This window comes from Amycolatopsis thailandensis, from assembly GCF_042723255.1.
GTDB classification, from domain to species: domain Bacteria; phylum Actinomycetota; class Actinomycetes; order Mycobacteriales; family Pseudonocardiaceae; genus Amycolatopsis; species Amycolatopsis thailandensis.
In genome coordinates this window covers 24,986-47,898 of the sequence record NZ_JBHXJK010000064.1, presented here as the reverse complement: position 1 = coordinate 47,898, position 22,913 = coordinate 24,986, and the positions used below count along the sequence as shown (strand labels likewise).

Sequence of the window (22,913 nt, the reverse complement as noted above, 5' to 3'; positions counted from 1 at the left end):
CCTTCCTTGCGTCTAGCGCAAGGAAGGGGGCCTTCATGTACTTGAGCGGAAATCAGCCCTTGAGCAGGGCGCGCGCCATCACCATGCGCTGGATCTGGTTGGTGCCTTCGTAGATCTGGGTGATTTTCGCGTCGCGCATCATGCGCTCCACCGGGAAGTCGCGTGTGTAGCCCGCGCCACCGAAGAGCTGCACCGCGTCCGTCGTCACCGACATCGCGATGTCCGACGCGTACGCCTTCGCGGCCGCGGCCATGTAGCCGCCGCGCTTGTCGCCGCGCTCGGTCGCCGCGGCGGAGGCGTAGACGAGGTTCCGGGCGGCTTCGATCTTGATGCCCATGTCGGCCAGCATGAACTGGACGCCCTGGAACTCCGAGATCGACTTGCCGAACTGCTTGCGCTCCTTGACGTACGCGATGGACGCGTCGAGCGCGCCCTGCGCGATGCCCAGCGCCTGCGCGCCGATGGTCGGGCGGGTGTGGTCGAGGGTGCGCAGCGCCGTCTTCAGGCCGGTGCCGGGCTCGCCGATGATGCGGTCGGCCGGGATGGTGCAGTTCTCGAAGTGGATCTCGCGGGTCGGCGAGCCCTTGATGCCGAGCTTCCGCTCCTTCGAGCCGACGGTGAAGCCGGGGTCGTCCTTGTGCACGACGAACGCGGAGATGCCGTTGGCCTTCTTCTCGGCCTCGGGGTCGGTCACCGCCATCACGGTGTACCAGGACGATTCACCCGCGTTGGTGATCCAGCACTTGGTGCCGTTCAGCACCCAGTGGTCGCCGTCGAGCTTCGCGCGGGTGCGCATCGAGGCGGTGTCCGAGCCGGCTTCGCGCTCCGAAAGCGCGTAGGACGCCGAGGCCTCACCGGAGGCGATCGAAGGCAGCACGAGCTTCTTGAGGTCTTCCGACGCCGACAGGATGATCGGCACCGTGCCCAGCTTGTTCACCGCCGGGATCAGCGACGCCGACGCGTCGACGCGCGCGACCTCTTCGATCACGATGCAGGCGGCGATGGCGTCCGCGCCCTGGCCGTCGTAGGCCTCGTCGATGTGCACGGCGTTGAAACCTGACTTGACCAGGGCGTTGTACGCCTCGATCGGGTAGCGCTCGTCCTCGTCGACCTCGGCCGCGTACGGCTCGATCTCCTTCTCCGCGAGGGCACGCACCGCGGCCCGCAGCTCCTCGTGCTCCTCGGCAAGCTGGTACAGACCCGGGCCGTCAGACACCTTCGTCACCTCTTCTAACCGCGTTTGGGAGTTTGTCCGATGTTAGCGCTCGTTCACATTCCGCGACATCGCGAGCGCTTGTGTCTTTGACCGCAAAGTCCGTACGTTCGGGTGATGCAGCTCACCCCGTTCCCCCGGTCGCTCGACTATCCCGAGGTCCCGGTCGGCTCGGTGCTGGCAGGCGCCGCTGCTCGCTGGGGCTCCCGCACGGCCTTCGCCCACGGAGACCAGCGCCTCACCTTCGCCGAGACGTACAGCGCGGCCTGCCGGTTCGCGAACGCCCTGCGTGCCGAGGGCATCGGACGGGGCGACGTCGTGGCGCTCCACCTGCCGAACTGCCTGGCGTACCCGGTCGCGTACTACGGGACGCTGCTCGCGGGGGCCACCTTCAGTCCGGCGAATCCCCTGCTCCCACCGGACGACCTCGCCTTCCAGCTCGCCGACGCCGGGGCGGTCGCCGCCGTCACCGTCGGCCCGGTCGCCCGCGTGCTGGCTTCGGTCCGTGACCGGACCTCGGTGCGGCTGAGCATCGTCGTTCACCCGCCGGATGGACTCGCCACGGGCGAGGTCGAGTTCACGGAGTTCTACTCCGGTCACTCCGACGAGCGGCCGGACGTGGAGATCGACATCTACCACGACCTCGCCCATCTGGCGTACACCGGCGGCACCACCGGACGGTCGAAGGGTGTCTGCCTGCCGCACCGGAACGTCGTGGTCAACAGCTTGCAGAGCTCCTGCTACCGGCTGGGCGCGGTCCCCGCCGTCGACGCCTCGGGCGAGGTGATCGTCGAGCAATTCGGCGGTCCGGAGGAATGGCCGTCCCGGATCGGCACCGGGATCGCCCTCAACCTGACGCCGTGGTTCCACGCGATGGGGACCATCGCCGCGCTCAACGTGCCACTGCTCGACGGCGGCACCATCGTGCTGCACGACCGCTTCGACCCGGCCGCGTACGTGGCCGACGCCGAACTGCTGCGGGTCACCACCATCGGCGGAGCGCCCGCGCTGTTCGCCGCGCTGCTCTCATGCCCCGAGTTTCACACAGCCGACCTGTCTTCGGTACTGACCATCGGTTCCGGGGCGGCGCCGATGAACCACGAGATGATCCGCGCCCTGCAGAACCGCTTCCCCGGCGTGCTCATCATCGAGGGCTACGGCCTCACCGAGGTCACCATGGGCGCCGTCATCGCGCCGTCCTACCGGTCTGCCGTCCGGAAGGTCGGTTCGGTCGGCCTGCCGCTGCCCGACACCGAGATCAAGATCGTCTCGGCCGAAGGCGGCGAAGATCCTTTGCCCGCCGGGGAAAGCGGCGAAGTGTGCCTGCGCGGCCCGCAGGTGATGACCGGCTATCGCAGCCGTCCCGAGGAAACCGCGTCCGCGCTCGTCGACGGCTGGCTGCACACCGGCGACATCGGCCTCCTCGACGAGGACGGCTACCTGTCCATTGTGGACCGCAAGAAGGACATGCTGCTGTACAAGGGATACAACGTCTTCCCGCGCGAACTCGAAGAGCTGCTGATCACCCTGCCCGGCGTCACCGCGGCGGCCGTCGTCGGCAAACCGGACACCGAGGTCGGCGAACTGCCGGTCGCGTTCGTGGTCCGCAGCGACGAGAACGTCACCGCCGAGCAACTCCTGGAGGCTGTCGGCGCCCGCGTCCTCCCGTACAAACGACTGCGGGCGATCCACTTCGTCGACCAGATCCCGGTGTCGGCCGCCGGGAAGGTACTGAAACGGGAGCTACGGAAGCAGCTCGCCGACTGACGCCATGCATTTCGTCCTCTGAATGCGGTAGTTCGGTGGCGAACTACCGCATTCAGAGGACGAAATGCGTCAGCCTTCGACGCGTTTGCGCAGGGCCGCGTCCTTGTCGAGCACGAGCTGCGCGAGATCCGCCTGGAACTGCGCCATCTTCGCCTGCAGGCCCTCGTCGGACGCGGCGAGGATGCGGACCGCGAGCAGCCCGGCGTTCCGTGCCCCGCCGACGGAAACGGTCGCGACCGGGACACCGGCGGGCATCTGCACGATCGAGAGCAGTGAGTCCATGCCGTCGAGGTACTTCAGCGGCACCGGCACCCCGATCACCGGCAGCACCGTCGCCGACGCGACCATGCCCGGCAGATGCGCGGCGCCACCGGCACCCGCGATGATCGCGCGCACGCCACGCGAAGCGGCCGAAGTCGCGTAGTCGAGCATCCGCTGCGGAGTGCGGTGCGCCGAGTAGACGCCGACCTCGTATTCGACGCCGAATTCGTCCAGCGCCTGCCCGGCCGCTTCCATCGTCGGCCAGTCCGAATCGCTGCCCATGATCAGGCCAACCTGCGGCGACATACCAATTACTCCTAGTGGATCTCGTAGCCGTCGAGCCAGACGGCGTGGGAAAGCCAGTGCGCGGCGAGCAGCGCGCGATCGCGCAGCTCCTCCATGCGTTCGCCCACGAGGTTGACGTGGCCGAGTTTGCGGCCGGGACGCTCTCCCTTGCCGTACAGGTGGACGCGAATGTCCGGGTACCGCGCGAAAAGGTGGTGCAGCCGCTCGTCCGGCCCCATCTCCGGGGTCTCGGGGGCGCCGAGGACGTTCGCCATCACACAGGCGGGGGCGATCAGGTCGGTCAGCCCGAGCGGGTAGTCGAGCACCGCGCGCAGGTGCTGTTCGAACTGCGACGTCCGCGAGCCGTCCTGCGTCCAGTGTCCCGAGTTGTGCGGGCGCATGGCGAGTTCGTTGACCAGCAGGCCTTCGTCGGTCTCGAACAGTTCGACGGCGAGCAGCCCGGTCACGTTCAACGTCGCGGCGATCCGCAGCGCGAGGTCCTGCGCCTCCTGCGTGCGCGCGACGCTCAGCCCCGGCGCCGGGGCGAGCACCTCGGTGTTGATCCCGCCGGACTGCACGGTCTCCACGATCGGCCACGCCGCGCCCTGCCCGAACGGGGACCGGGCCACCAGCGCGGACAGTTCGCGCCGCATGACGACCTTTTCCTCGACCAGCAACGGAGTTCCGGCGTCGAGCAGTTCGGGGACGGTCTCGCGCGCGTGCTGCGCGGTGTCGAGCATCCAGACCCCGCGGCCGTCGTAACCGCCCTGCGCGGCCTTGAGCACCACCGGCCAGGAGTGCTTGTCGGCGAAGGAGATCACATCGTCCACAGAGGACACTTCGGCGAAGCCGGGGCCGGGGATCTCGAGTCCGGCCATCATCTCGCGCATGACGAGCTTGTTCTGCGCCATCGACAACGCGGCCGGGTCGGGCCGGATGGTGACGCCCTCCATCGCGAGCGTCAGCAGGTGCTCACCTGGCACGTGCTCGTGGTCGAAGGTCAGCACGTCGACCCCGGCGGCGAACGAGCGCAGCGCTTCGAGGTCGGTGTGGTGCCCGTGCACGACCTCGCCCGCGACGAGGCCGGCGGATTCGTTCTCCCCGGCGGCCAGCACGCGCAGGGACTGGCCGAGGGAGATCGCCGCCTGGTGGGTCATCCTGGCCAGCTGTCCGCCGCCCACCATGCCCACGATCGGAAGACCGGTTCGTTTGTCCATAACGAGGAGCAGATTACTTGGCCGCCACCGCCGCGACCTGGGCGGACCCGCGTCGCAGCTCCCGCACGGCCAGGCCTGTGATGACGATCGCAGCGGTGAGGACGTAGACGTTGCCGAGCAGCGACCAGCCGAGCCCCCAGCCGAACTCGGTCACCCCGCCGTTGGGCACGAACATGATCACGCCGCTCGCGAACAGCACCGCGACGCCCGCGGCCGGAACCCACGCCCGGCGGACGACGAGCAGGACGAGCAGCGGCACCGTCCACACCCAGTGGTGTGACCACGACACCGGCGAGACCAGCAGCCCGTAGAACGCGGTCACCAGCAGCGCGCCGACCGCGTCGCCGCGGCGGTGCAGGCGCACGACCAGCCAGACGGCGGGGACGGCCAGGACGGCGGCGATCGCGATGGCCACCGTCAGCGACCACGGCGCCAGCTCCGAAGCGCGGTTCACCAGACCGTTGAGTGACTGGTTGAAGATCCAGTGCACGGAGCCGACCCGGCTGGGGTCGGTCGCCGATTCGGTCCAGAACCGGACGGCGTCGCCGGGGATCACCGCGAACATCACGGCTTCGAGCCCGGCGAACGTGCCGAGCGCCCGCAGCGCGTCCTTCCAGCGGCCGGTGAACAGCAGATGCGGCACGAAGATCAACGGCGTCAGCTTGATCGCGGCCGAGATCCCGATCAGCACCCCGGCCCAGCGCGAACCGCGCGCCGAAAGCACCAGGACGTCGAGGACGATCAGCGCCATCAGGATGAGGTTGATCTGGCCGAGGAAGATCGTCTTCCAGACCGGCTCCAGCGCCAGCGCGCCCGCCGTGGCGAGCGGCAGCACCCACCAGCGGGTGATCGGGGCGCCGCAGGCGCGGGCGACCACGGAGATCACGACGCTCAGGCAAACCAGGGAGAGCGCGCCCGCGACACCCCAGGTCAGCCCGGCCGGGACGATCGCGAGCGGTAGGAAAAGCGGCGCCGCGGCCGGGGTGTAGGTGAACGGCAGCAGCACCCACGGCGGCAGCGTCGTGAGCGCTTCGCGCGTGTACAGCGGCTCACCCTTCAGCAGGGTGAGGGCGCCGGCGCGGTAGACGGCACTGTCCGCGCCGAGGTGCCATTCGCCCAGCCAGGCGACGACGCCCAGCGCGAGCATCGCCAGCGCGAGCGCGCCGGCCAGCGCGACCCCGACGATCCGGGGGTCAGCCGCCGGACGCGACTTCAGCATGTTTTTCTTCGTCCCCCGAGCCCCGCTTCCGGCGCAAGTACCACCAGCGTCCGGCGAGCGCGACCGCCAGCACCAGCGGCATGAAGATGTACGCGCTGCCGAGGATGTTCTGCCACACCTTCCAGTGCAACTCGACATTGCGGCCGTTCGGCAGGATCAACAGCACGCAACTGATGAAGACGAAGAACACCGCGAAGGTGCCGAGCCAGCGTTTCCACGCGGTGGCGGGCGTGGTCTTCGGCAGGCGCGAGACCAGCAGGACGACCAGCGGCGCCACCCACACCCAGTGGTGGGTCCAGGAGATCGGCGAGATCAGCAGGATCCAGAACGCGGTCACCAGCATCGCCGCGAGCGCCTGGCCCTTGCGGTGGAAACGCAGGACCAGCCAGATCGCCGGGATCGCGAGCAGCGCGCCGATCCCCATCGCCGCCTTCGACGCCCAGGGCGCGAGTTCGGTGAAGCGGTTCATCAGCGCGTTCAGCGACTGGTTGCCCGCCCAGTGCACCGGGCCGATCCGGCCGGTGTCGGGCAGCGTGTAGGTCCAGTACCGGGCCGCGTCGTGCGGGATGATCAGGAACATCAGGCCCTGCATCACGATGAACGTGATGAGCCCGCGAACCGCGTCCATCCGGCGGCCGGTGATGAACAGATGCCCCAGGAAGACGATCGGGGTGAGCTTGACCGCGGCCGCGACGCCGACGAGCACCCCGCCCCAGCGGCTGCCCCTGGCGCCGATGACCAGGATGTCGAGCATCACCAGCGCCATCAGGATGATGTTGATCTGGCCGAGGAAGATCGTGCGCCACACCGGTTCCAGGCCGAGGAAGACCAGGAAGAACGCGATCGTGGACCGGGCGGGCGAGGCCCACCAGCGGGGACCGTCGGTCGACGGCTTCGGCAGCGCGCCGATGGCGATCCGGACGCACAGCGCCAGCGCGAGCAGCGAGACCGCGGTCAGGAGCCCCCAGGCGACCTGCGTCGGGACCATCGCGAGCGGGATGAACAGCAGCGCCGCCGTCGGCGGATAGGTGAAGGGCAGCAGCGCCCACCACGGTTCCACCGGAAGTGTGTTCGCGTCGTACAGCGGATCACCGTTGAGCAGTGTCTCGGCACCGGCGCGGTACACCGCGCTGTCCACGCCCAGCACCCAGTCGTGCTGCCAGCCCCAGATACCGAAACCGATCGCGACCAGCGGGATCACCGACAGGATCAGGATCGACCTCGGCCGGACGGACAAGCGGGCGAGCGACCTCCGCAGCGACAGACGATGCTGCGGGCGGCTCGCCGAAACGTCGCCGTTGGTGTCGGCGGGAACAGTCCGGGTCACGCAAACAGGAAATCATGAACCGGGTCGTCGCTGGTCCGCAGGGTCGCCGTGACCTGGCGAACGTCTTGCGATAGCCCGGCTCAGGACCGCGCGAGGGAACCGAGGAGATCGCACGCCTGGTCGTAGGTCGCCGGGAGCCGGACGGCCGAGATCTGCGGTCGGCCGGTGTCCCGCAGCTGGGCGTCCACCGAAAGCCGCTCGTTGAGCGCCCTTCGCAACGCGACGCCGGACGAAGCGAGCCTCGCGTCCTTCGGCACCAGTGCGCCCGCGACGGACGGTCCGAGCGAGGCGACGCTCTCCCCGCCGTCGAACACCTGCTTCAACGCGTCCGCGACCAGGATCATCCCGGTCAGCCGGGGCCAGCCCGCGACCGAGCTGAAGTCCATCGAGACCACGAGCAGGGTGTGCACGTCCGCGACCGGCCGTTCGTCCCGGCGGGCCTGGCGGTACAGCTCACTCAACCGGGTCCTCAGGTACGCGGCGGTGGGCAGTCCGGTGAGCGGTTCGGTGACTTCGGTGTTCACGAGCTGATCGGTCGCGACGTCCGCCCAAGCCAACGCTGTCACCCGGAGTAACCGGGAGGGCGTGGTGTCGACATCCGGTGCGATGAATCCGTCCACCGCGTCCGGGTCGGCGAGCACGGCGTGCAACGCCGCGAGATCCGCGAGCGTTTCCGCCAGCCCGGCACCCGCCGCGGCACGTGCCCGGCCCAGTCCCGCGAGCGCGGTTTCCGCCACCTCGGCGGTGGCGACCCGGCCGTTCTTGATCACCGCCGCGCAGACGGCGTCGACCTCGGGGAGGCCCCAGTCACTGGGGAAACGCCAGCCCGCGGCCAGGCTGGCCGTCCGCCAGCGGGCCCGCAGGGCGCGAAGAGAGCGATCTCGTTCGAACCGGTTCCAGGCGGCTTGCCCGTCGGGCGCACCAGTCGCCGGTACGTCCACTACCCACCGCCCCTTCCGTTCCGGATCTTTTCGATCTTGCGATCGCTTCAGGGTGGGGACGCCGGTCCACGTCGTGCGTGACGGCGTTTTCCAAGGATCTTTCCGAACTCTTCGGTAACCCGTCCCGGGTGAAGGTGTTGGGCTCTCCGGGTCATCGGCAGGGCCGCGAGGTGACGTGCGTCGCCCGTTCCGTCACACTGAGCGTGTTCGGGCGTTAGGAAGAGTAGAGCCGCCTAACCCGCATGATGAAGGAGTCCCGTGTCCACCGTTCCCGCCGATCTCTCCGGTAAGAGTGACGCCGAGCTGATCGCCGAGGTGCGTGACGGGAAGATCGCGTCTTACGGAACGCTCTACGAACGTCACGCCGGCGCGGCGCACAACCTCGCCCGTCAGCTGGCCCGTTCGAGCTCCGAAGCCGACGACCTCGTTTCAGAGGCCTTCGCGAAGGTGCTGGACACGCTGCGTGGCGGCAAGGGCCCCGACGCCGCGTTCCGCGCGTACCTGCTGACAGCGCTCCGGCACACCGCCTACGACAAGACGCGCAAGGACAAGCGCGTCGACCTGAACGAGGACATGTCCGACGTCGGCGGCGCCGTCGGCGAAGCGCTGACGGTCCCCTTCTCCGACACCGCCGTCGCCGGGCTCGAGCGCACGCTCGCCGCGAAGGCGTTCGCCCGGCTGCCCGAACGCTGGCAGGCGGTGCTGTGGCACACCGAGATCGAGGGGCAGAGCCCCGCCGAGGTCGCGCCGTTGCTGGGGCTGACCGCGAACGGCGTCTCGGCACTCGCCTATCGCGCCCGTGAGGGGCTGCGGCAGGCCTATCTCCAGGTCCACCTGGCCGAGAACTCCGGCGAACGCTGCCGCGCGAGTGCGGACAAGCTCGGCGCGTGGACGCGCGACGGGTTGTCCAAACGCGAGCGCGCCCAGGTGGAGAGCCATCTGGACGAATGTGAGAAGTGCCGCGCGCTGGCCGCGGAGCTGGCCGACGTCAACACCGGTCTGCGCGGGATCATCGCGCCGATCGTGCTCGGCGGCGCGGCTCTCGGTTACCTGGCGACGACCGGTGCGGGCAAAGCGGCCGCGGCCACCGCCGCCGGAACGGCCATCACCGCGGGCACGACCTCGGCCGCCGCGGCCGGGGGTGCGGCGGGTTCGAACACGGGTGGCGCCGCCGGTGCCGCCGCGGCCGGACCGCGCCAATTCGCCACCGTGGCCGGATCGGGCGCGGCCATCGTCGCCGCCGTGGCGGTGGCGCTCGCCGCCGGTGGCGGTACTCAGGAGATCCCCGCGGCCGCAGCTGTCCCGCCGCCCGCCGTGGCACCGGCTCCCACTCCGGTGAAGCCGCCGGTCGTGCCTCCGGTGGTGCCGCCTGTCGTTCCTCCGGCAGTGCCGCCGCCCGCGGAACAGCCGCCGCCTGTCCAGCCGACTCCTCAGCCGCAGCCGACTCCTACGCCTCAGCCGACTCCGCCCGCCGAGCAGCCCCCGCCTTCGCCGGGGAGTCCCGTGATGACGGCGTCGACCCCGGCGGGTGGCGTCACCCTCGAACCGGGCAAGGACGCCAACCTGCCGATCACCGTCCGCAACGACGGCGGCTCGAAGTCCGAACCCGTCGCCGTGTCACTGGACCTGCCGAAGGGCGTGACGGCCGTTCCCGCCGCCGGCGGCGGCGCGCTGGGCGGCTTCCGCCAACAGGGGCCCGCCCCGATCACGGTGAGCTGCCCCGGCGGCAGCGGCACGGTGACCTGCAAGACCGGTACCGGCCTCGAACCGGGACAGTCCGCGGTGCTGACGTTCCGCTTGCGCGCGGACGAAACGGCCAAAGAAGGCGTGGTGAAGGGCTCGATCACGGCCGGCGCGCAGATCATGGTCAGGGTCGAGGTGAAGGTCAAGGTGCCGGCGCCGAAGCCGCCGCCGAAGGACGCTCTCATCCTGTCGGCCGAAAGCGACGGGCTGTCGGCGTTCCCGTGGAACCGCAATCCGCTGGTCCTGGTCCGCGTGAAGAACACGGGCGAGACGACGAAGCCGGTGACGATCACCCTCGATCACCGGGTCCTCACCTCCTGGAGCGTCTACGGCATCCCGTGCACTCCGACCGGCGAAGGCGCTTCGTGCACTTCGCGCGGGTCGGTGGCTCCGGGGCGTCAGGTGAGCCTGTGGGTCCGGCTCAAGGGCCGTCCGGCGGACAACGTCCCGGTGACGGTGAACGCCACCCTCGGCACCGCGAAAGCGAAGCCGGTCGAGGTCTACTTCGGCTGCTGGCACCACTGGTGTGACGACAACGCGCTGCTTCCGCCGACCACTGTGCCTTCGCTGCCTTCGGTCACTTCGAAGCCTCCGTCCACCTCGCAGACTCCGAAGCCGGGACGGCCTGGGTGGCCTTCGCCGTCGAAGAAGCCTTCGCCGTCTGTGACGCCTACAGAGTCGGCGAAGCAGGAGCCCGCCCCGCCCGCCACGACCACGAGCGCGCCGCCCCGGCCTGGCAAGTCGAAGCCGACCACTCGGCCCAACGGTGTGGTGGACCGCATCTTCGAGTAGCGTGCCCCGCATGCTGGGGAGGCATCGGGAACTGCTGCGTTTCGCCGTGGTCGGGGGCGCGAGTTTCGTCATCACGATGACGATCAACTACGGGCTCAAATTCACCGTGCTGACCGACAAACCGGTGACGGCGCTGATGATCGGCGTGCTGGTCGCGACCGTTTTCTCGTACGTCGCGAACCGCGAATGGTCGTTTCGCTCCCGAGGCGGCCGTGAGCGCGCCCACGAAGCGGCGCTCTTCTTCCTGCTGAGCGCGATCGCACTCGGCCTCAACGCCCTGCCTCAGCTGTTTTCGCGATACGTGCTCGAACTGGAACAGCCGCATGTCGGGCTGCTCACGCAGGAGATCGCCGACTTCGTCAGCGGCGTGGTCGTCGGGACCCTGCTCGGAACGGTGTTCCGCTGGTGGTCGTTCAAGAAATGGGTCTTCCCGGTGGCAGGCGCGCGACCGCGCCTGGTGCGGGGCGAAGGGCGATCCGAGCAGCGAGACGCCGCCTGATTCGAAACCACCCAAAGCGTCATATAACGCGCTGTCCATCCCCTCCCGCCCCATTCGGCGGCCCGCGCGAATTAGACTGGTCGGGTGACCGTGGTCGAATCCGTCCTTTCCCGGACGCCCGAGCCGCTCCGATCGGTGCTGATCAAGCACCGCGAGCTGCTGAAGTTCGCGATCGTGGGCGGAACCACGTTCCTCGTCGACAACGGCGTCTGGTACCTGCTGAAACTCAGCGTGCTGGAGTCGAAGCCGACCACGGCGAAGGCGATCGCGATCATCGTCGCGACGATCGTGTCCTACATCCTCAACCGCGAATGGTCCTTCCGCACCCGCGGCGGCCGCGAGCGGCATCACGAGGCGGCGCTCTTCTTCGTGATCAGCGGGATCGCCGTGGTGGTCAACCTGATCCCGCTCTACATGTCGCGGTACATCCTGGATCTCGAAGTGCCGCACGTGACCCGGTTCGTCCAGGAGTTCGCGGACTTCACGAGCGGCTCGATCATCGGCATGTTCCTGGCGATGTTCTTCCGTTTCTGGGGTTTCAAGAAGTGGGTCTTCCCCGACGAGCTGGGCGAACGGCGCCGGGACAGCGACGAGCCGGACGACGACGTCGTCCCTCTCCGGTAAGTACTTGCCAAAAGACATGTGATTGTCTAGGGTCATCCATGTCAATGTTCCTTCACTGATGACGCCGACCGGGTTCGTACGGTCGAGCGGGACGAATTCGAGGTGATCGCCAAGCGCGAAGAGGACCGCATCCGGTTCGGATGACGGTTGAGCCTTTTCCCGTCTTGGCGGGGATCCAGAGCAGTGCTCTGCGTCCCTCGCGTTCCCTCGTTTCTTCCAGTGAACGGATCCTTTCTTGAGCACCGCTCTCGGCGCGCCTCCGCGCGCCCGAAACACCCTTGCCCTCGTCGGGCTCTTCGCCTCCGTCTTCCTGGCGATGCTCGACGCCCAGGTCGTCGCGACCGCCCTGCCGCGGATGGTCGCCGAACTCGGCGGCGCCACGTCGTTCGCCTGGGTCACCACCGCCTATCTGCTGGCGGGCAGCGTCAGCGCGCCCGTCTACGGAAAACTCGGTGACCTCTTCGGCCGCAAACGCGTCGTCGCCGTCGCGATCACGCTGTTCGTTCTCGGCTCGCTCGCCTGCGCGCTCGCGCCGACGATGCCGCTGCTGATCTCCGCCCGCGTCCTCCAGGGCGTCGGCTCCGGCGGTCTGTTCGTCGCGGTCGCCGCGATCATCGGCGAACTGTTCCCCGGCCGGGAAGGCGCCCGTTATTTCGCCTGGTTCTCGATCTGTTTCGCCGGGTCCTCGCTGGCGGGCCCTGTCGTCGGCGGCCTGCTGACCGACTTCGCGGGCTGGCGCTCGATCTTCTGGCTCAACGTTCCGATCGGCCTGGTCGCGCTCGTCATCGTCGCGAGGTTCCTGCGGCTCGAACGACGCCGGACGACCGCTCCGTTCGACTTCGCGGGCATCGTCGTCCTGTCCGGCGCGATCGTCGGCCTGACCCTGGCGACTCCCCTGTCGGCGTCGATCGGCGCCGTGCTGCTCGTCGCTTTCCTGCTCATCGAGCGCCGGGCGGCCGAACCGATCATCCCGCTTCGGCTGTTCCGCGCCAGGATGTTCAGCCTGAGCGTGCTGGCCAGTGCCGCGGCCGGGTTCGTCTTCCTGGGCTCGGTCAACTACCTGGCGCTCTTCCTGCAGACCGCGGGTGGCGCCGGGCCGTCGGAAGCCGGGCTCCTGCTGCTGCCCATGACGCTCGCGGTCGCCGCGTCGTCGATGGTCGCGGGCAAGGTCATCGCCAAGACCGGCGCCTACCGCTGGGCACCGATCCTCAGCATGACCCTCGGCCTCGCCGCCGCTCTCGCGATGTCCACAATGGACGAAACGACCCCGCTGCCGCTCGTCGTCGCCTATCTCGTCGTGTTCGGCGCGGCGGCCGGGCTCAACATGCAGGTGCTTTCCATGGCGGCGCAACAGAACGTCGCCCGGACCGACCTCGGCGCCGTCTCGGCGACCGTCGGCTTCCTGCGGTCCCTCGGCACCACGGCCGGACTGACCGTTTTCGGCGCGGTGTTCACGAATTCGTTCGGCACCGACAGCCCCACCGGATACGCGTCCGCGCTTGACGGCGTGTTCTGGGTGATGGTCCCGGTCCTCGTGCTCGGCCTCGCCGCTTCCCTCTTCCTGCCGCGCGTTTCGCTGCGGCGCAATCACTAGGAGCTTTCACGATGATCCTCGTTCTCGGTTCCACCGGCAAAATCGGCCGCGAACTCGTTCCCGCGCTGCTGGACAAGGGCGCGCGCGTGCGCGCCCTGACGCGCGACCCCTCCCGCGCCCGGATCGATCCGCGCGCCGAAGTCGCCGCCGGCGATCTCGACGCTTTCGACCCCGCGCTGCTCGACGGCGTCGAGCGCGTCTTCGTCCTGACCTCCGGGCACGGCTCCGACCCCCTTTCCCAGGAACGAACCGTGCTCAAGGCCGCCGCCGGTGTCGCGCACGTCGTCAAGCTTTCGACGACCGGAGTCCACTTCGGACAGACCGATCCGATCTCCCTGATCCACACCGAAGCCGAGAAGGCCGTGCGTGAGGCCGGGCCGGACTGGACGATCCTGCGCCCCGGCACTTTCATGGACAACCGGTTCGCCTGGCTGCTCGCCGTGCGCGGCGACGGCGTCATCCGCGTCCCCGTCGGCGATCCGGCGTCCGCGCTGGTGCACGTCCGCGACATCGCCGCGGTCGCCGCGACCGTGCTGACCACCGACGGGCACGCGGGCAAGACGTACCCGATCACCGGCGGCGAAGCGCTGACGACGCGGCGGCAGGTCGAGATCCTCGGCGACGCTCTCGGCCGGCCGCTGACCTACGTCGAAGAACCCGAAGCCGACGCCCGCGCGCGGATGCTCGGCTTCGGCTGGCCCGCTTCGGCTATCGATGGGATCTTCGAGCTCAAACGGCAGTCCGCCGGGAACGAGGAGATCGTGTTCGGCACCGTCCGCGACCTTCTCGGGCGGGCACCGCTGACGTTCGCCGACTGGGCTCGGGAGCACGCCGGCGCGTTTGCCTGACCTGCGGCTGCGCGGCCGGAAGAGAGCAAGGGACCTTTGCTGTCGCCTGGGTGATCGGCCGGAGGGAGCGCCTGCAATGAAAGGCTCTTTCCTTGCAAATTTTGCAAGGAAAGAGCCTTTCATTGCATCGGCGCGGGCGAGGGGCCTCTTGCTTGCGCCTGGCTCCGTGAAGGACCCCTTCATGTACTTGGGCTGCCGCCGCGAAGGGCGAGTTTCTCGGCTGAGCCGAGGGAAGGGGCCTTCACGCGCGCCCGCTGTGATGTGTGGGGTTTCTGGGGGTTTTGAGGCACCTGAGGTGCTCCGGCTGTCCGTGAAGGCCTCCTTCACTACCTTCAAGGTAGGCAAGGAGGCCTTCACGGGCCCGCACCCAGCCCGGCCAACCCCCAGAGCGAGCCCCAGCGATAGCAAAGGACCCTTGCTATCGCTTCTCTCAACATTGAGACAAGCGCCTGGGCCGAAAGGGTTAATGACTTGGGGCGGATCCCCCGGATACGCGACACTCATCAGGCGTTTAATTCTCGCCGGTCCGCTGTCCGGACCACGCGTTGTCCGCGACCGGCCCGCTCGCTAACGTGCCGCGACGGGGAGACAGGGGGAGACCGTATGAACGAACGCCTGCGCGTGCTCGTGGTCGACGACCATCCGCTTTTCCGGTTCGGGGTCTGCACACTGCTCGCCAACGAACCGCAGGTCGACGTCGTCGGCGAGGCCGCGAGCGGGGCGCACGCGATCAGCGCGGCGAGCGCCCTCGGGCCCGACGTCGTGGTCATGGACCTGCATTTGCCCGACATCAGCGGCGCCGAGGCGACCCGGCACATCGTCGCCGAGCAGCCCGGCGTCGGCGTGCTCATGCTGACGATGGCGGACGAGAGCGAATCCGTTTTCTCCGCGATGCGCGCCGGGGCGCGCGGATATCTGCTCAAGGACGCCGAACCCGACGAAATCATCCGTGCCGTTCACGCCGTCGCGAGGCGCGAAGCGATCTTCGGGCCCGACATCGCGACGCGAGTCCTCGGCTTCTTCAACCACTCGCAGCCGAACACGGACACGGTGTTCCCGGAACTGACCGTCCGCGAACGAGAGGTCCTCTCGCTCATCGCCGGCGGGCACAGCAACACCGTCATCGCCAGCACCCTCTGTCTCAGCCCGAAGACGGTGCGGAACCACATCTCCAACGTGTTCAGCAAACTCCACGTCGCGGACCGCGCCGAGGCCATCGTGCGCGCCCGCGAAGCCGGGCTGGGTCGTTGAGGCCCACAAGCCGCCGTTGAAAAATCGACCCCGATAAGGGCGGCTTTTCGGGCAATTCCGGGACCGGAGTCCCATGCGCCCGGGACACCTCACCCGGCAGGGTGAGTGGTGCGAGGGGTGGGGCCCTCGCACAGTTCGAGGGGAATGGGGAATCACATGTTCGAACCGAACAGGACACCCGTGGTCGTCCGCGCCACCGATCCGATCCTGCACAACGGCGTCTGCATGACGCTCCGCTCCCGTGACGACGTCTGGCTGGTGGACGGGGAGACCGCCGACCCGAGCATGGTGGCCCTCCTGGTCACCGATCGTCTCGACGAGGCCATGACGCAACTGCTGTCCGCGCTGCACCACCAGGGGTTCACCCGCATCGTGCTCATCGCGGGGGAAGTCGACGACAACGAGATCCTCAGCGCCATCGAGCACGGCGTCTGCGCGGTCGCCCGCCGTTCGGAGGCGGGCGCCGACGTCCTGGTCCGGTTGATCAAGGCGGCCGCGGCCGGGGAAGGCGCGCTCCCGCCCGACCTGCTGGGCAGGCTCCTGCACCGGGTCTCGCGGCTGCAACGTCAGGTCTTGCAGCCGCGCGGCCTGCATCTCGGTGGCATGAGCAGCCGGGAGACCGAGGTGCTCAAGCTGGTCGCGTCGGGGTTCTCGACACAGGAGATCGCCGACCAGCTCTGCTATTCGCAGCGCACGGTGAAGAGCATCCTGCACGACGTCACCAACCGGTTCCAGCTCCGGAACCGGTCGCACGCGGTGGCCTACGCACTGCGTGAGGGATTGATCTGACGTCGTGATCACCGAGATCGACGGGGCGTTGTGCCGGCTCATCGCGACGCGGCTGCCGGAAGGAACGGTGGTCCGGCTGGATCCGCCGAAACCCACCTGGCAGACCGAGACACCGGTTTCGACCGTCGATCTGTTCCTCTTCGCCCTGCACGGCGCCGGTCCGGGAACCGGCGCCGTGCGGGCGAAGCGGTGCGAACTGTCCTATTTGATCACCGCGCGGGCGGACAAGGTCCGGGACGAGCACACCCTGCTCGACCGGTCGCTACGGGTGTTGCTCGGGACCGAGTTCCTCGTCGTCGACGAGCAGCCCTTGCGGCTGACCATCGGGAAGACCGATCCGACCGGGCTTTGGGTCAGCCTCGGCCTGCCCGCCAGGGCGGCGTTCGTCGTCACGGTCACGGCGGAGTACCGAGACTGAGCACCGAGGCCCGCCGCAGGACCACCCCGCCGATGGACGCCAGCTGCGTGCCGAAGAGCTCGCACCATTCGGCGGCGGTCTCGGGCGGGCCGCATTCACCGGCCCGCATGGCCCACTTCGCCCGGACTTCGAGGCAGTAGCCGAGCAAGCCGGTCAGGGTCAGCCCGTTCCGGCCGGCGCCGACCCAGCAGGTGCCCCGGTAGACCCAGCTGCCCGGGGGCCGGAACACGGCGCTCTCCTGGACGAACCGGTGCCCCGCCGCTGCGGTGACGGACGCGACCGGGGTGTCGATCCCGCTGACGAACAAGCCCTTCGAAAGCAGGTCCAGGGCCTCGGCCTCCATCCGCTCCACCACGCCGGGCTGACGACGGCACGCGTACAGGTCGCCGTCGAAGGACAACCGCACGGAGATCGCCACCTTGCCGATCTCCACGGTCGCCGCGGCCACCGGGCTCACCGGTGGGCGGTACCGGAACGCCGTCGCTCGCACTCCCCGACGTTAGGTCGGCGCGCTTCCGCCGCCCTGCCCGATGGGGTGATCCTTCGGGAGGTCTTAGCGAGGGACCCGTTCGGCGGGCCAGCGCACTTCGGCCACATCGCCCGGCCTCGGGACCTTCAAGAAAAGACTGAACACCGCGGGCTGTTTGCTCGACAACTCCAGCCGTCCGCCGTCGGCCTCGATGAGCGCGCGGGCCAGGGCGAGCCCGACACCGGTCGAGCCGCCGCCGGAGAATCCGCGTTCGAAGATGTGCGGCGCCAGCTCGTCGGGCACTCCCGATCCGGTGTCGGCGACCTCGATGACGACGGTGCCCTCCGTGTCGCCTCGCCGGGCGGCGAGCGTGACCGTTCCCGCGCCGTGGCGCAGCGCGTTGTCGAGGAGGACCCCGACGACCTCGCGCAGGCGGCCCGGCGTCGCCCTCACCCTGAGCCCGTCCGTGACGCGGATCCGGAGATGCCTGCCTTCGGCGCGAAGCAGCTGTCGCCATTCCTCCGAAATCTCGGGAAGCATTCCCGGCAGGCTCACCGGTTCCGCGCCGACCTCGCGCGCCGCCCGCGCGGCGGCGAGCAGTTCGTCGAGCGCTTCGGCCAGCCGGTCCGCCTGTTCCTGTGCGGCCTTCGCCTCGTCGACGACGTCCTGATCGGGGTGGATGGTCAGCGGTTCGAGCCGCAGCTGCAGCGCGGTCAACCGGCTTCGCAGCTGATGCGAGACGTCGCCGACCAGCTGACGTTCTCGCTGGACGAGCTGCGCGAGCGCCGTCCCGGACGCGTCGAGCGCTTCGGCGACCATGTCGAGTTCGCCGACTCCGTAGCGTTTCGGATCCGGCCGGAAATCGCCGCCGCCGAGTTTGACCGCGCGATCGGCGACGTGTCTCAGCGGTTTCGCGAGCCGCCGCGCGGTCACGGTCGCGACCACCGTGCCGGTGCCCACCGACAGCACGACCAGCAGCACCACGAGCAGCGTCATCTGGGTCTGGCGAGTGCGCATCGGCCCGGCGGGCACGGCCAGCTCGACTTCGCCGTGCAACGCGATCGGTGCCTTCTCCGACACCACGTCGGAGCCCGGGTCGGAGCCGTACCGTTTCTCGATCTGCCCTTGCGCGCGGACGGTCAGCAATCCGCCCTGCGGCACGGCCACCCGGACCAGTTCGAGGTTGATCGGCTGGCCGACGGCGATCTCGCTGTCCAGCGTCGCCGCGATCCCCCGGGCCGAGGACGCCAGGTTCTCGCGGTTGAGGTTCTCGACCAGCTGCCAGGCGGTGATCCCCAGCGGGATGCCCAGCACGGCGGCGGTGACCGCGACGGCGAGCAGGATCGCCAGGAGGATGCGGCGGCGCATGCTATTCCGCGTTGAAACGGAAACCGACGCCGCGGACGGTGGCTATCCGCCGTTCGCCGTCGCCGTTCCCGCCGGGTTTGCCCGTCCGGCCCGCAGCTTCGTCGGCCGCGATGGCGAGCTTCCTGCGCAGCCAGGACATGTGCATGTCGAGTGTCTTCGAAGTCTTCGATTCGAGGTCGTTCCACACCTCGGCGAGGATCTCGTCGCGGCTGACCACCTGGCCCGCGCGGCTCATCAGCACCCGCAGCAGCTCGAACTCCTTGTTGGCCAGCTGCACCTCGTGCAGGTCCACGGTGACCATCCGGGCACCGAGGTCCATCCGCACTCCCCCGGCTTCGAGCACTTCGGGCGCCCGGCGGCGGAGCAGCGCCCGGATGCGGGCCAGCAGTTCGGCGAGCCGGAACGGTTTGGCGACGTAGTCGTCGGCGCCGGCGTCGAGCCCGACCACGAAATCGACCTCGTCCGTACGCGCGGTCAGCATCAGCACCGGGACCTCGGTGCCGCTGGCCCGCAGGCGACGGCAGACCTCGAGGCCGTCCATCCCGGGCAGGCCGAGATCGAGGACCAGCAGATCCACCCGATCGCTCGCGGTCGCGTCGAGAGCGGCGGGCCCGTCGCCGACGACACGCACGTCATACCCCTCCCGCTGGAGTGCGCGGGAAAGCGGATCGGCGATGGCCGGGTCGTCCTCGGCGAGTAGCACCATGCTCACCTGGCCAACTCTACGACTGCCGGGCGTGAAAGCATCGTGACCGTGCCTGGCTACGAGAATGATCTGGAACTCGCCACCCGGCTGGCCGACGCCGCCGACGCCATCACCACCGCCCGGTTCCGCGCGCTGGACCTGGCCGTGGAACGCAAACCCGATCGGACCCCGGTCACCGACGCGGATACCGCCGTCGAGGACGCCATCCGTGCGATCCTCGCCACAGACCGCCCGGACGACGCCGTGCTCGGCGAGGAACGCGGCGGTTCGGCCGCGACCGGCCGCGCCTGGGTGCTCGACCCGATCGACGGGACCAAGAACTTCCTGCGCGGCGTCCCGGTCTGGGCGACGCTGATCGCGCTCGTCGAAGACGGCACGCCCGTGGTGGGCATGATCAGCGCGCCGCTGCTCGGGCGCCGCTGGTGGGCCGCCACCGGGGACGGCGCCTGGATGAGCGATTCAGCCGGGGAGCGCCGCATCTCGGTGTCGAAGGTCGCGTCGCTCGAAGACGCGTATCTGTCCACAACGGACCTGAACTCGTGGGTGGAGTACCACTCGCGGGAAAAGTACCTCGACCTGGTCAACGCGTGCTGGGAAAGCCGGGCCTTCGGCGACTTCTGGCACCACTGCCTGGTGGCCGAGGGCGCTTTGGACGTCACCGCGGAATGCATCGTGAACCCGTGGGACGTCGCGGCGGCGCAGGTGCTGATCACCGAAGCCGGTGGCCGATTCAGCGACTTGAACGGCGAAGCTCGCTACGACAACGGCTCGGCGCTGTCGACGAACGGCCTGCTGCACGACGAGGCGCTGGCGATCCTGAAGCGCTGAGTCACTGCGCGCCGGGAAGCAGGCCGACGGCGCCTCGCGCGACCTGTGACCAGGCGAGACGTCCGAAGAGGTAGTGGCAGGCGACCTGTTCGCTGGTGAACCGTGCCCAGTCGTACCGGTTGCCCTGCTCACGCCAGAAAACCTCCCAGGCGGGCTCGGCGCTCTCTTCCTCCGTGCGCATCAGGCACCAGGCGTTGTCGGCTTCCGTGCCGACCGAGACCACCTCGGCCGGCACGCCCAGCGCCGCCAGCCACCGCAGGATCGTCCCCGTGTTCACCGAACCTCCCCCGTGACGTCCGCCAGGAAGCCCAGCGTGACGAGTTCATCGGCGCCCAGCACCGCGCGGAAACGCACCCCGCCGCCCGGTTGGCCGAACCACTCGGCGGTCACCGAACGCCAGACCGGCAACGGCCGGACGACGCGGTAGCGCCGGTACGCGGCGAGCTGGTCCGGCGGCAGGGAACGCATCGAAAACAAAGTGGCGTCCTCGGCGAACACCCGGCCGTGCTGATCCCCGAAGCGGTCGAGATGGGTGCCGACGTCGAGCATCACCGGCGTCGCCGGGTCGATCCCGCCCTCGCCGGGCGGCCACAGATAACCCGTCTCGCCGACGAAGCGCTCTCGCCAGTCCTCTTGGGACTCTCCGCCCCAAGGGTCGTGTCCCCGGGTCAGCTCCGCCGGGGCGGCGACGGACGGTGTCGTCGGCGATCGCCGGAAACCGCTGCTGACGTGAGACAACGCGTCCAGATCGTCCAGCACGCCCGCCTCGGGGTGATCCTGCGGGCCGGAAGCGCCTTCCGGCAGCGGCAACTGGCGCGCGGGTTTCCCCATCGCGACCGGCAGGTGCCCGATCGGGAACATGTGCACGAGGAACAGCGCGATCACGCTCTCCCGCTCGGTCCGCAAAGCCCCCATGGGCGGCGGCACGGGAGGCGGCGGTTGCGGTTGCGGTTGTGGGAAGGGCACTCGCAACGGCGCCACCGAGGCAGGCCACGGCGAAGGCGCGTACGGAGCGCGCGCCCCGTGCTGGGGTGTCGGGGCGTCGTAATCGGCAGGCAGCCGGATGGGCCCCGTCCCGGCCTCGCTCGGATCGGTCACCGCACCTCCCCCAAGGAATCGATCCCACCGTGAAGGGGGAGGCAGCGGACAGGACGCGCTACGACTTTAGCGCCGACCGGCGTTCTCGTCGGCGGATACCCGAAAGCGCGCGCACCTCAGCCGGCGAGCGCGTTGACCACCCGGGACGGGCTGGGCCTGCCGAGCTTCCCGGCCATCCACTTGCTCGTCGCCACCAGCGCGTCGAGATCGACGCCGGTTTCGACGCCGAGGCCGTCGAGCATCCACACCAGATCTTCGGTGGCGAGGTTGCCGGTGGCCGATTCGGCGTACGGGCAGCCACCCAGTCCACCGGCCGAAGAGTCCACAGTGGACACGCCGCAGCGAAGGGCCGCCAACGTGTTCGCGAGCGCCTGGCCGTAGGTGTCGTGGAAATGGACGGCCAGCGTGCCGACGTCGGGGAACAGCCCGATCAGTGCCTCGACCTGTCCCGCGGTGGCGACGCCGATGGTGTCCCCGAGCGAGAGCTGCGAGCAGCCCAGGTCCAGGAGCCGTTTACCGACTCCGGCGACCTGCGCGGCCGGGACGGCGCCCTCCCACGGGTCGCCGAAGCACATCGACACGTATCCGCGGACGTCGAGACCTTCGGCCCGCGCCCGGGTGACGACCGGCTCGAACATCGCGAACTGGTCGTCGACCGTCGAATTGAGGTTCTTCTTGGCGAAGGTCTCGGTGGCGCTGGCGAAGATCGCGATATGCGAGACCCCGGCCTCCAGCGCCCTGTCCAGCCCGCGCTCGTTCGGGACGAGCACCGGGTAACGGACGCCTTCGCGCTTGTCGAGCCCGGCCAGGAGCTGCTCGGCGTCGGCCAGCTGCGGCACCCACTTCGGGCTCACGAAACTGGTCGCCTCGAGCGTGGTCAGCCCGGAATCGGCGAGTTTGTCCAGGAATTCGAGTTTGACCTCGACCGGGACGATCGCCTTCTCGTTCTGGAGACCGTCGCGCGGGCCGACCTCCCAGATCGTCACGCGCTCCGGCAGGGCCGAGGCGGACGGGACGCGGTCCGGCAGTCCCAGCTCTCGCGTGCCCATCAACGCCGCCGGTTTCCGCGCGGCGGGCGGCCCTGCGGAGGAAGCGGTTCGGTCTGCTGCGGCGCCCCCGCGGGCGGGGCGTAGTCGTCGTACGGGTTGTCGTTGACCTCCCGGTAGATGACCGTGTGCACGCGCTCGACCTTGGGGATGTCGTCGAACTTCAGCGGTTCGTCCGAGGCGGACTCGATCACCAGGGTGCCGCAGCCGAACACGCGGTCCAGCAGGCCGTGCTCGAACTGGACGCTGTTGATCCGCGACATCGGGATGTCGATCCCGGTCCGCTTCAGCACTCCTTCACGGGCGATCAGCCTGTCCGTGGTCACGATGAAATGCGTCGTGCGCCAGCGGACGAACGGGGCCAGGAAGAGCCACACGACGAGGACCAGGCCGACCGCGGCGATCGCGATCAGCCAGATCAGGTCCCATGGGGCCGCCGCGTCCTTCGCGAAGAGGCCGAGCACGATGCCCCCGCCGAGCGTGACGATCAACGCGAGGAAGGGGAAGATCAGCATCTTGAAATGCGGGTGACTGTGCACCACGACGTGCTCGTTCTCGCTGAGCAAATCGTCCGGATAGGCCACGACGGACGCTCCCAAAGTGTGTTCGG

At 69.2% G+C, this 22,913-nt stretch carries 23 protein-coding genes; 10 read left to right on the top strand and 13 right to left on the bottom strand.

The genetic code is table 11. From position 1 onward, the window contains the following. Window positions 1–52 precede the first annotated feature (52 nt). Entirely contained in the window at window positions 53–1,225 is a 1,173-nt protein-coding gene (locus ACFWMR_RS24860) for an acyl-CoA dehydrogenase family protein (protein ID WP_199745652.1), read from the bottom strand. A gap of 105 nt (window positions 1,226–1,330) precedes the next feature. Here ACFWMR_RS24860 and ACFWMR_RS24855 point away from each other — a divergent pair, with 105 nt between their 5' ends. Continuing rightward, a complete protein-coding gene (locus ACFWMR_RS24855) occupies window positions 1,331–2,980 on the top strand; it encodes a class I adenylate-forming enzyme family protein (RefSeq protein WP_378380076.1) in 1,650 nt (549 codons plus the stop codon). Window positions 2,981–3,049: 69 nt separating this feature from the next. Here ACFWMR_RS24855 and purE read toward each other — a convergent pair whose 3' ends face one another. The 5 genes from purE to ACFWMR_RS24830 form a co-directional block, all read right to left on the bottom strand. After that, a complete protein-coding gene (gene purE, locus ACFWMR_RS24850; RefSeq protein WP_093934863.1) occupies window positions 3,050–3,547 on the bottom strand; it encodes a 5-(carboxyamino)imidazole ribonucleotide mutase in 498 nt (165 codons plus the stop codon). An 11-nt stretch (window positions 3,548–3,558) separates the two neighbouring features. After that, on the bottom strand, window positions 3,559–4,743 hold the full coding sequence (locus ACFWMR_RS24845) for a 5-(carboxyamino)imidazole ribonucleotide synthase (protein WP_093934864.1): 1,185 nt from the start codon (window positions 4,741–4,743) through the stop codon (window positions 3,559–3,561). 13 nt (window positions 4,744–4,756) lie between these two features. Continuing rightward, a complete protein-coding gene (locus tag ACFWMR_RS24840) occupies window positions 4,757–5,962 on the bottom strand; it encodes a glycosyltransferase 87 family protein (protein WP_378380075.1) in 1,206 nt (401 codons plus the stop codon). After that, window positions 5,937–7,289 (bottom strand): glycosyltransferase 87 family protein, encoded by a 1,353-nt coding sequence (locus tag ACFWMR_RS24835; protein WP_093934866.1) that lies wholly within the window; start codon window positions 7,287–7,289, stop codon window positions 5,937–5,939. The genes ACFWMR_RS24840 and ACFWMR_RS24835 overlap by 26 nt, the downstream gene beginning before the upstream one ends. Window positions 7,290–7,369: 80 nt before the next feature. Then, window positions 7,370–8,230, bottom strand: a complete 861-nt coding sequence (locus ACFWMR_RS24830) for a GGDEF domain-containing protein (RefSeq protein ID WP_378276691.1) — start codon at window positions 8,228–8,230, stop codon at window positions 7,370–7,372. 258 nt (window positions 8,231–8,488) lie between these two features. On the opposite strand from ACFWMR_RS24830, the gene ACFWMR_RS24825 reads away from it, so the two are divergent. The 8 genes from ACFWMR_RS24825 (at window position 8,489) to ACFWMR_RS24790 (ending at window position 16,788) form a co-directional block, all read left to right on the top strand. After that, entirely contained in the window at window positions 8,489–10,765 is a 2,277-nt protein-coding gene (locus ACFWMR_RS24825; protein WP_378380074.1) for a sigma-70 family RNA polymerase sigma factor, read from the top strand. Between the two features lie 10 nt (window positions 10,766–10,775). Continuing rightward, window positions 10,776–11,264 (top strand): GtrA family protein, encoded by a 489-nt coding sequence (locus tag ACFWMR_RS24820; protein ID WP_378380073.1) that lies wholly within the window; start codon window positions 10,776–10,778, stop codon window positions 11,262–11,264. 84 nt (window positions 11,265–11,348) lie between these two features. Beyond that, on the top strand, window positions 11,349–11,888 hold the full coding sequence (locus tag ACFWMR_RS24815) for a GtrA family protein (RefSeq protein ID WP_378380072.1): 540 nt from the start codon (window positions 11,349–11,351) through the stop codon (window positions 11,886–11,888). A gap of 235 nt (window positions 11,889–12,123) precedes the next feature. Then, window positions 12,124–13,482, top strand: a complete 1,359-nt coding sequence (locus ACFWMR_RS24810) for an MDR family MFS transporter (RefSeq protein ID WP_378380071.1) — start codon at window positions 12,124–12,126, stop codon at window positions 13,480–13,482. An 11-nt stretch (window positions 13,483–13,493) separates the two neighbouring features. Beyond that, window positions 13,494–14,330, top strand: coding sequence for an NAD(P)H-binding protein (locus ACFWMR_RS24805; RefSeq protein ID WP_378380070.1), 837 nt, complete (start codon window positions 13,494–13,496; stop codon window positions 14,328–14,330). A 603-nt stretch (window positions 14,331–14,933) separates the two neighbouring features. Continuing rightward, entirely contained in the window at window positions 14,934–15,581 is a 648-nt protein-coding gene (locus tag ACFWMR_RS24800) for a response regulator (RefSeq protein ID WP_093934872.1), read from the top strand. Window positions 15,582–15,737: 156 nt separating this feature from the next. Beyond that, window positions 15,738–16,370 carry a helix-turn-helix transcriptional regulator gene (locus ACFWMR_RS24795; protein ID WP_378380069.1) on the top strand — a complete coding sequence of 211 codons (633 nt, stop codon included), beginning with the start codon at window positions 15,738–15,740 and terminating at the stop codon, window positions 16,368–16,370. Between the two features lie 4 nt (window positions 16,371–16,374). Further along, window positions 16,375–16,788, top strand: coding sequence for a hypothetical protein (locus ACFWMR_RS24790; protein WP_378380068.1), 414 nt, complete (start codon window positions 16,375–16,377; stop codon window positions 16,786–16,788). On the opposite strand, the gene ACFWMR_RS24785 is transcribed toward ACFWMR_RS24790, so the two are convergent. From ACFWMR_RS24785 to ACFWMR_RS24775, 3 genes are all read right to left on the bottom strand, one after another. Further along, entirely contained in the window at window positions 16,766–17,278 is a 513-nt protein-coding gene (locus ACFWMR_RS24785; protein ID WP_378380067.1) for a hypothetical protein, read from the bottom strand. The genes ACFWMR_RS24790 and ACFWMR_RS24785 overlap by 23 nt on opposite strands. A 63-nt stretch (window positions 17,279–17,341) precedes the next feature. Continuing rightward, entirely contained in the window at window positions 17,342–18,625 is a 1,284-nt protein-coding gene (locus ACFWMR_RS24780) for an ATP-binding protein (RefSeq protein WP_093934876.1), read from the bottom strand. A gap of 1 nt (window position 18,626) precedes the next feature. After that, window positions 18,627–19,331, bottom strand: coding sequence for a response regulator transcription factor (locus ACFWMR_RS24775; protein WP_378380078.1), 705 nt, complete (start codon window positions 19,329–19,331; stop codon window positions 18,627–18,629). A gap of 42 nt (window positions 19,332–19,373) precedes the next feature. Between ACFWMR_RS24775 and hisN the strand changes: the two genes are divergently transcribed. Continuing rightward, window positions 19,374–20,159: a histidinol-phosphatase gene (gene hisN, locus ACFWMR_RS24770; RefSeq protein ID WP_378380066.1), complete on the top strand. Its 786-nt coding sequence runs from the start codon at window positions 19,374–19,376 to the stop codon at window positions 20,157–20,159. Window position 20,160: 1 nt separating this feature from the next. Here the strand turns inward: hisN and ACFWMR_RS24765 are convergent, their stop codons facing one another. From ACFWMR_RS24765 to ACFWMR_RS24750, 4 genes are all read right to left on the bottom strand, one after another. Beyond that, window positions 20,161–20,436, bottom strand: a complete 276-nt coding sequence (locus ACFWMR_RS24765) for a hypothetical protein (protein ID WP_378380065.1) — start codon at window positions 20,434–20,436, stop codon at window positions 20,161–20,163. After that, complete coding sequence (locus tag ACFWMR_RS24760) at window positions 20,433–21,257, bottom strand: TNT domain-containing protein (protein ID WP_378380064.1); 825 nt, start codon at window positions 21,255–21,257, stop codon at window positions 20,433–20,435. Before ACFWMR_RS24760 ends, ACFWMR_RS24765 begins: the two co-directional genes overlap by 4 nt. Window positions 21,258–21,373: 116 nt before the next feature. Beyond that, window positions 21,374–22,306: a hydroxymethylglutaryl-CoA lyase gene (locus ACFWMR_RS24755; RefSeq protein ID WP_378380063.1), complete on the bottom strand. Its 933-nt coding sequence runs from the start codon at window positions 22,304–22,306 to the stop codon at window positions 21,374–21,376. Further along, entirely contained in the window at window positions 22,306–22,887 is a 582-nt protein-coding gene (locus ACFWMR_RS24750) for a PH domain-containing protein (RefSeq protein WP_378380062.1), read from the bottom strand. The genes ACFWMR_RS24755 and ACFWMR_RS24750 overlap by 1 nt, the downstream gene beginning before the upstream one ends. Between the last annotated feature and the right edge of the window lie 26 nt (window positions 22,888–22,913).

Coding starts and splice junctions, on each gene's coding strand:
- ACFWMR_RS24800 (WP_093934872.1), top strand. CDS start 14,934: ATGAACGAACGCCTGCGCGTGCTCGTGGTCGACGACCATCCGCTTTTC.
- ACFWMR_RS24855 (WP_378380076.1), top strand. CDS start 1,331: ATGCAGCTCACCCCGTTCCCCCGGTCGCTCGACTATCCCGAGGTCCCG.
- ACFWMR_RS24755 (WP_378380063.1), bottom strand. CDS start 22,306: ATGGGCACGCGAGAGCTGGGACTGCCGGACCGCGTCCCGTCCGCCTCG.
- purE (WP_093934863.1), bottom strand. CDS start 3,547: ATGTCGCCGCAGGTTGGCCTGATCATGGGCAGCGATTCGGACTGGCCG.
- ACFWMR_RS24775 (WP_378380078.1), bottom strand. CDS start 19,331: ATGGTGCTACTCGCCGAGGACGACCCGGCCATCGCCGATCCGCTTTCC.
- ACFWMR_RS24805 (WP_378380070.1), top strand. CDS start 13,494: ATGATCCTCGTTCTCGGTTCCACCGGCAAAATCGGCCGCGAACTCGTT.
- ACFWMR_RS24845 (WP_093934864.1), bottom strand. CDS start 4,743: ATGGACAAACGAACCGGTCTTCCGATCGTGGGCATGGTGGGCGGCGGA.
- ACFWMR_RS24780 (WP_093934876.1), bottom strand. CDS start 18,625: ATGCGCCGCCGCATCCTCCTGGCGATCCTGCTCGCCGTCGCGGTCACC.
- ACFWMR_RS24795 (WP_378380069.1), top strand. CDS start 15,738: ATGTTCGAACCGAACAGGACACCCGTGGTCGTCCGCGCCACCGATCCG.
- ACFWMR_RS24840 (WP_378380075.1), bottom strand. CDS start 5,962: ATGCTGAAGTCGCGTCCGGCGGCTGACCCCCGGATCGTCGGGGTCGCG.
- ACFWMR_RS24820 (WP_378380073.1), top strand. CDS start 10,776: ATGCTGGGGAGGCATCGGGAACTGCTGCGTTTCGCCGTGGTCGGGGGC.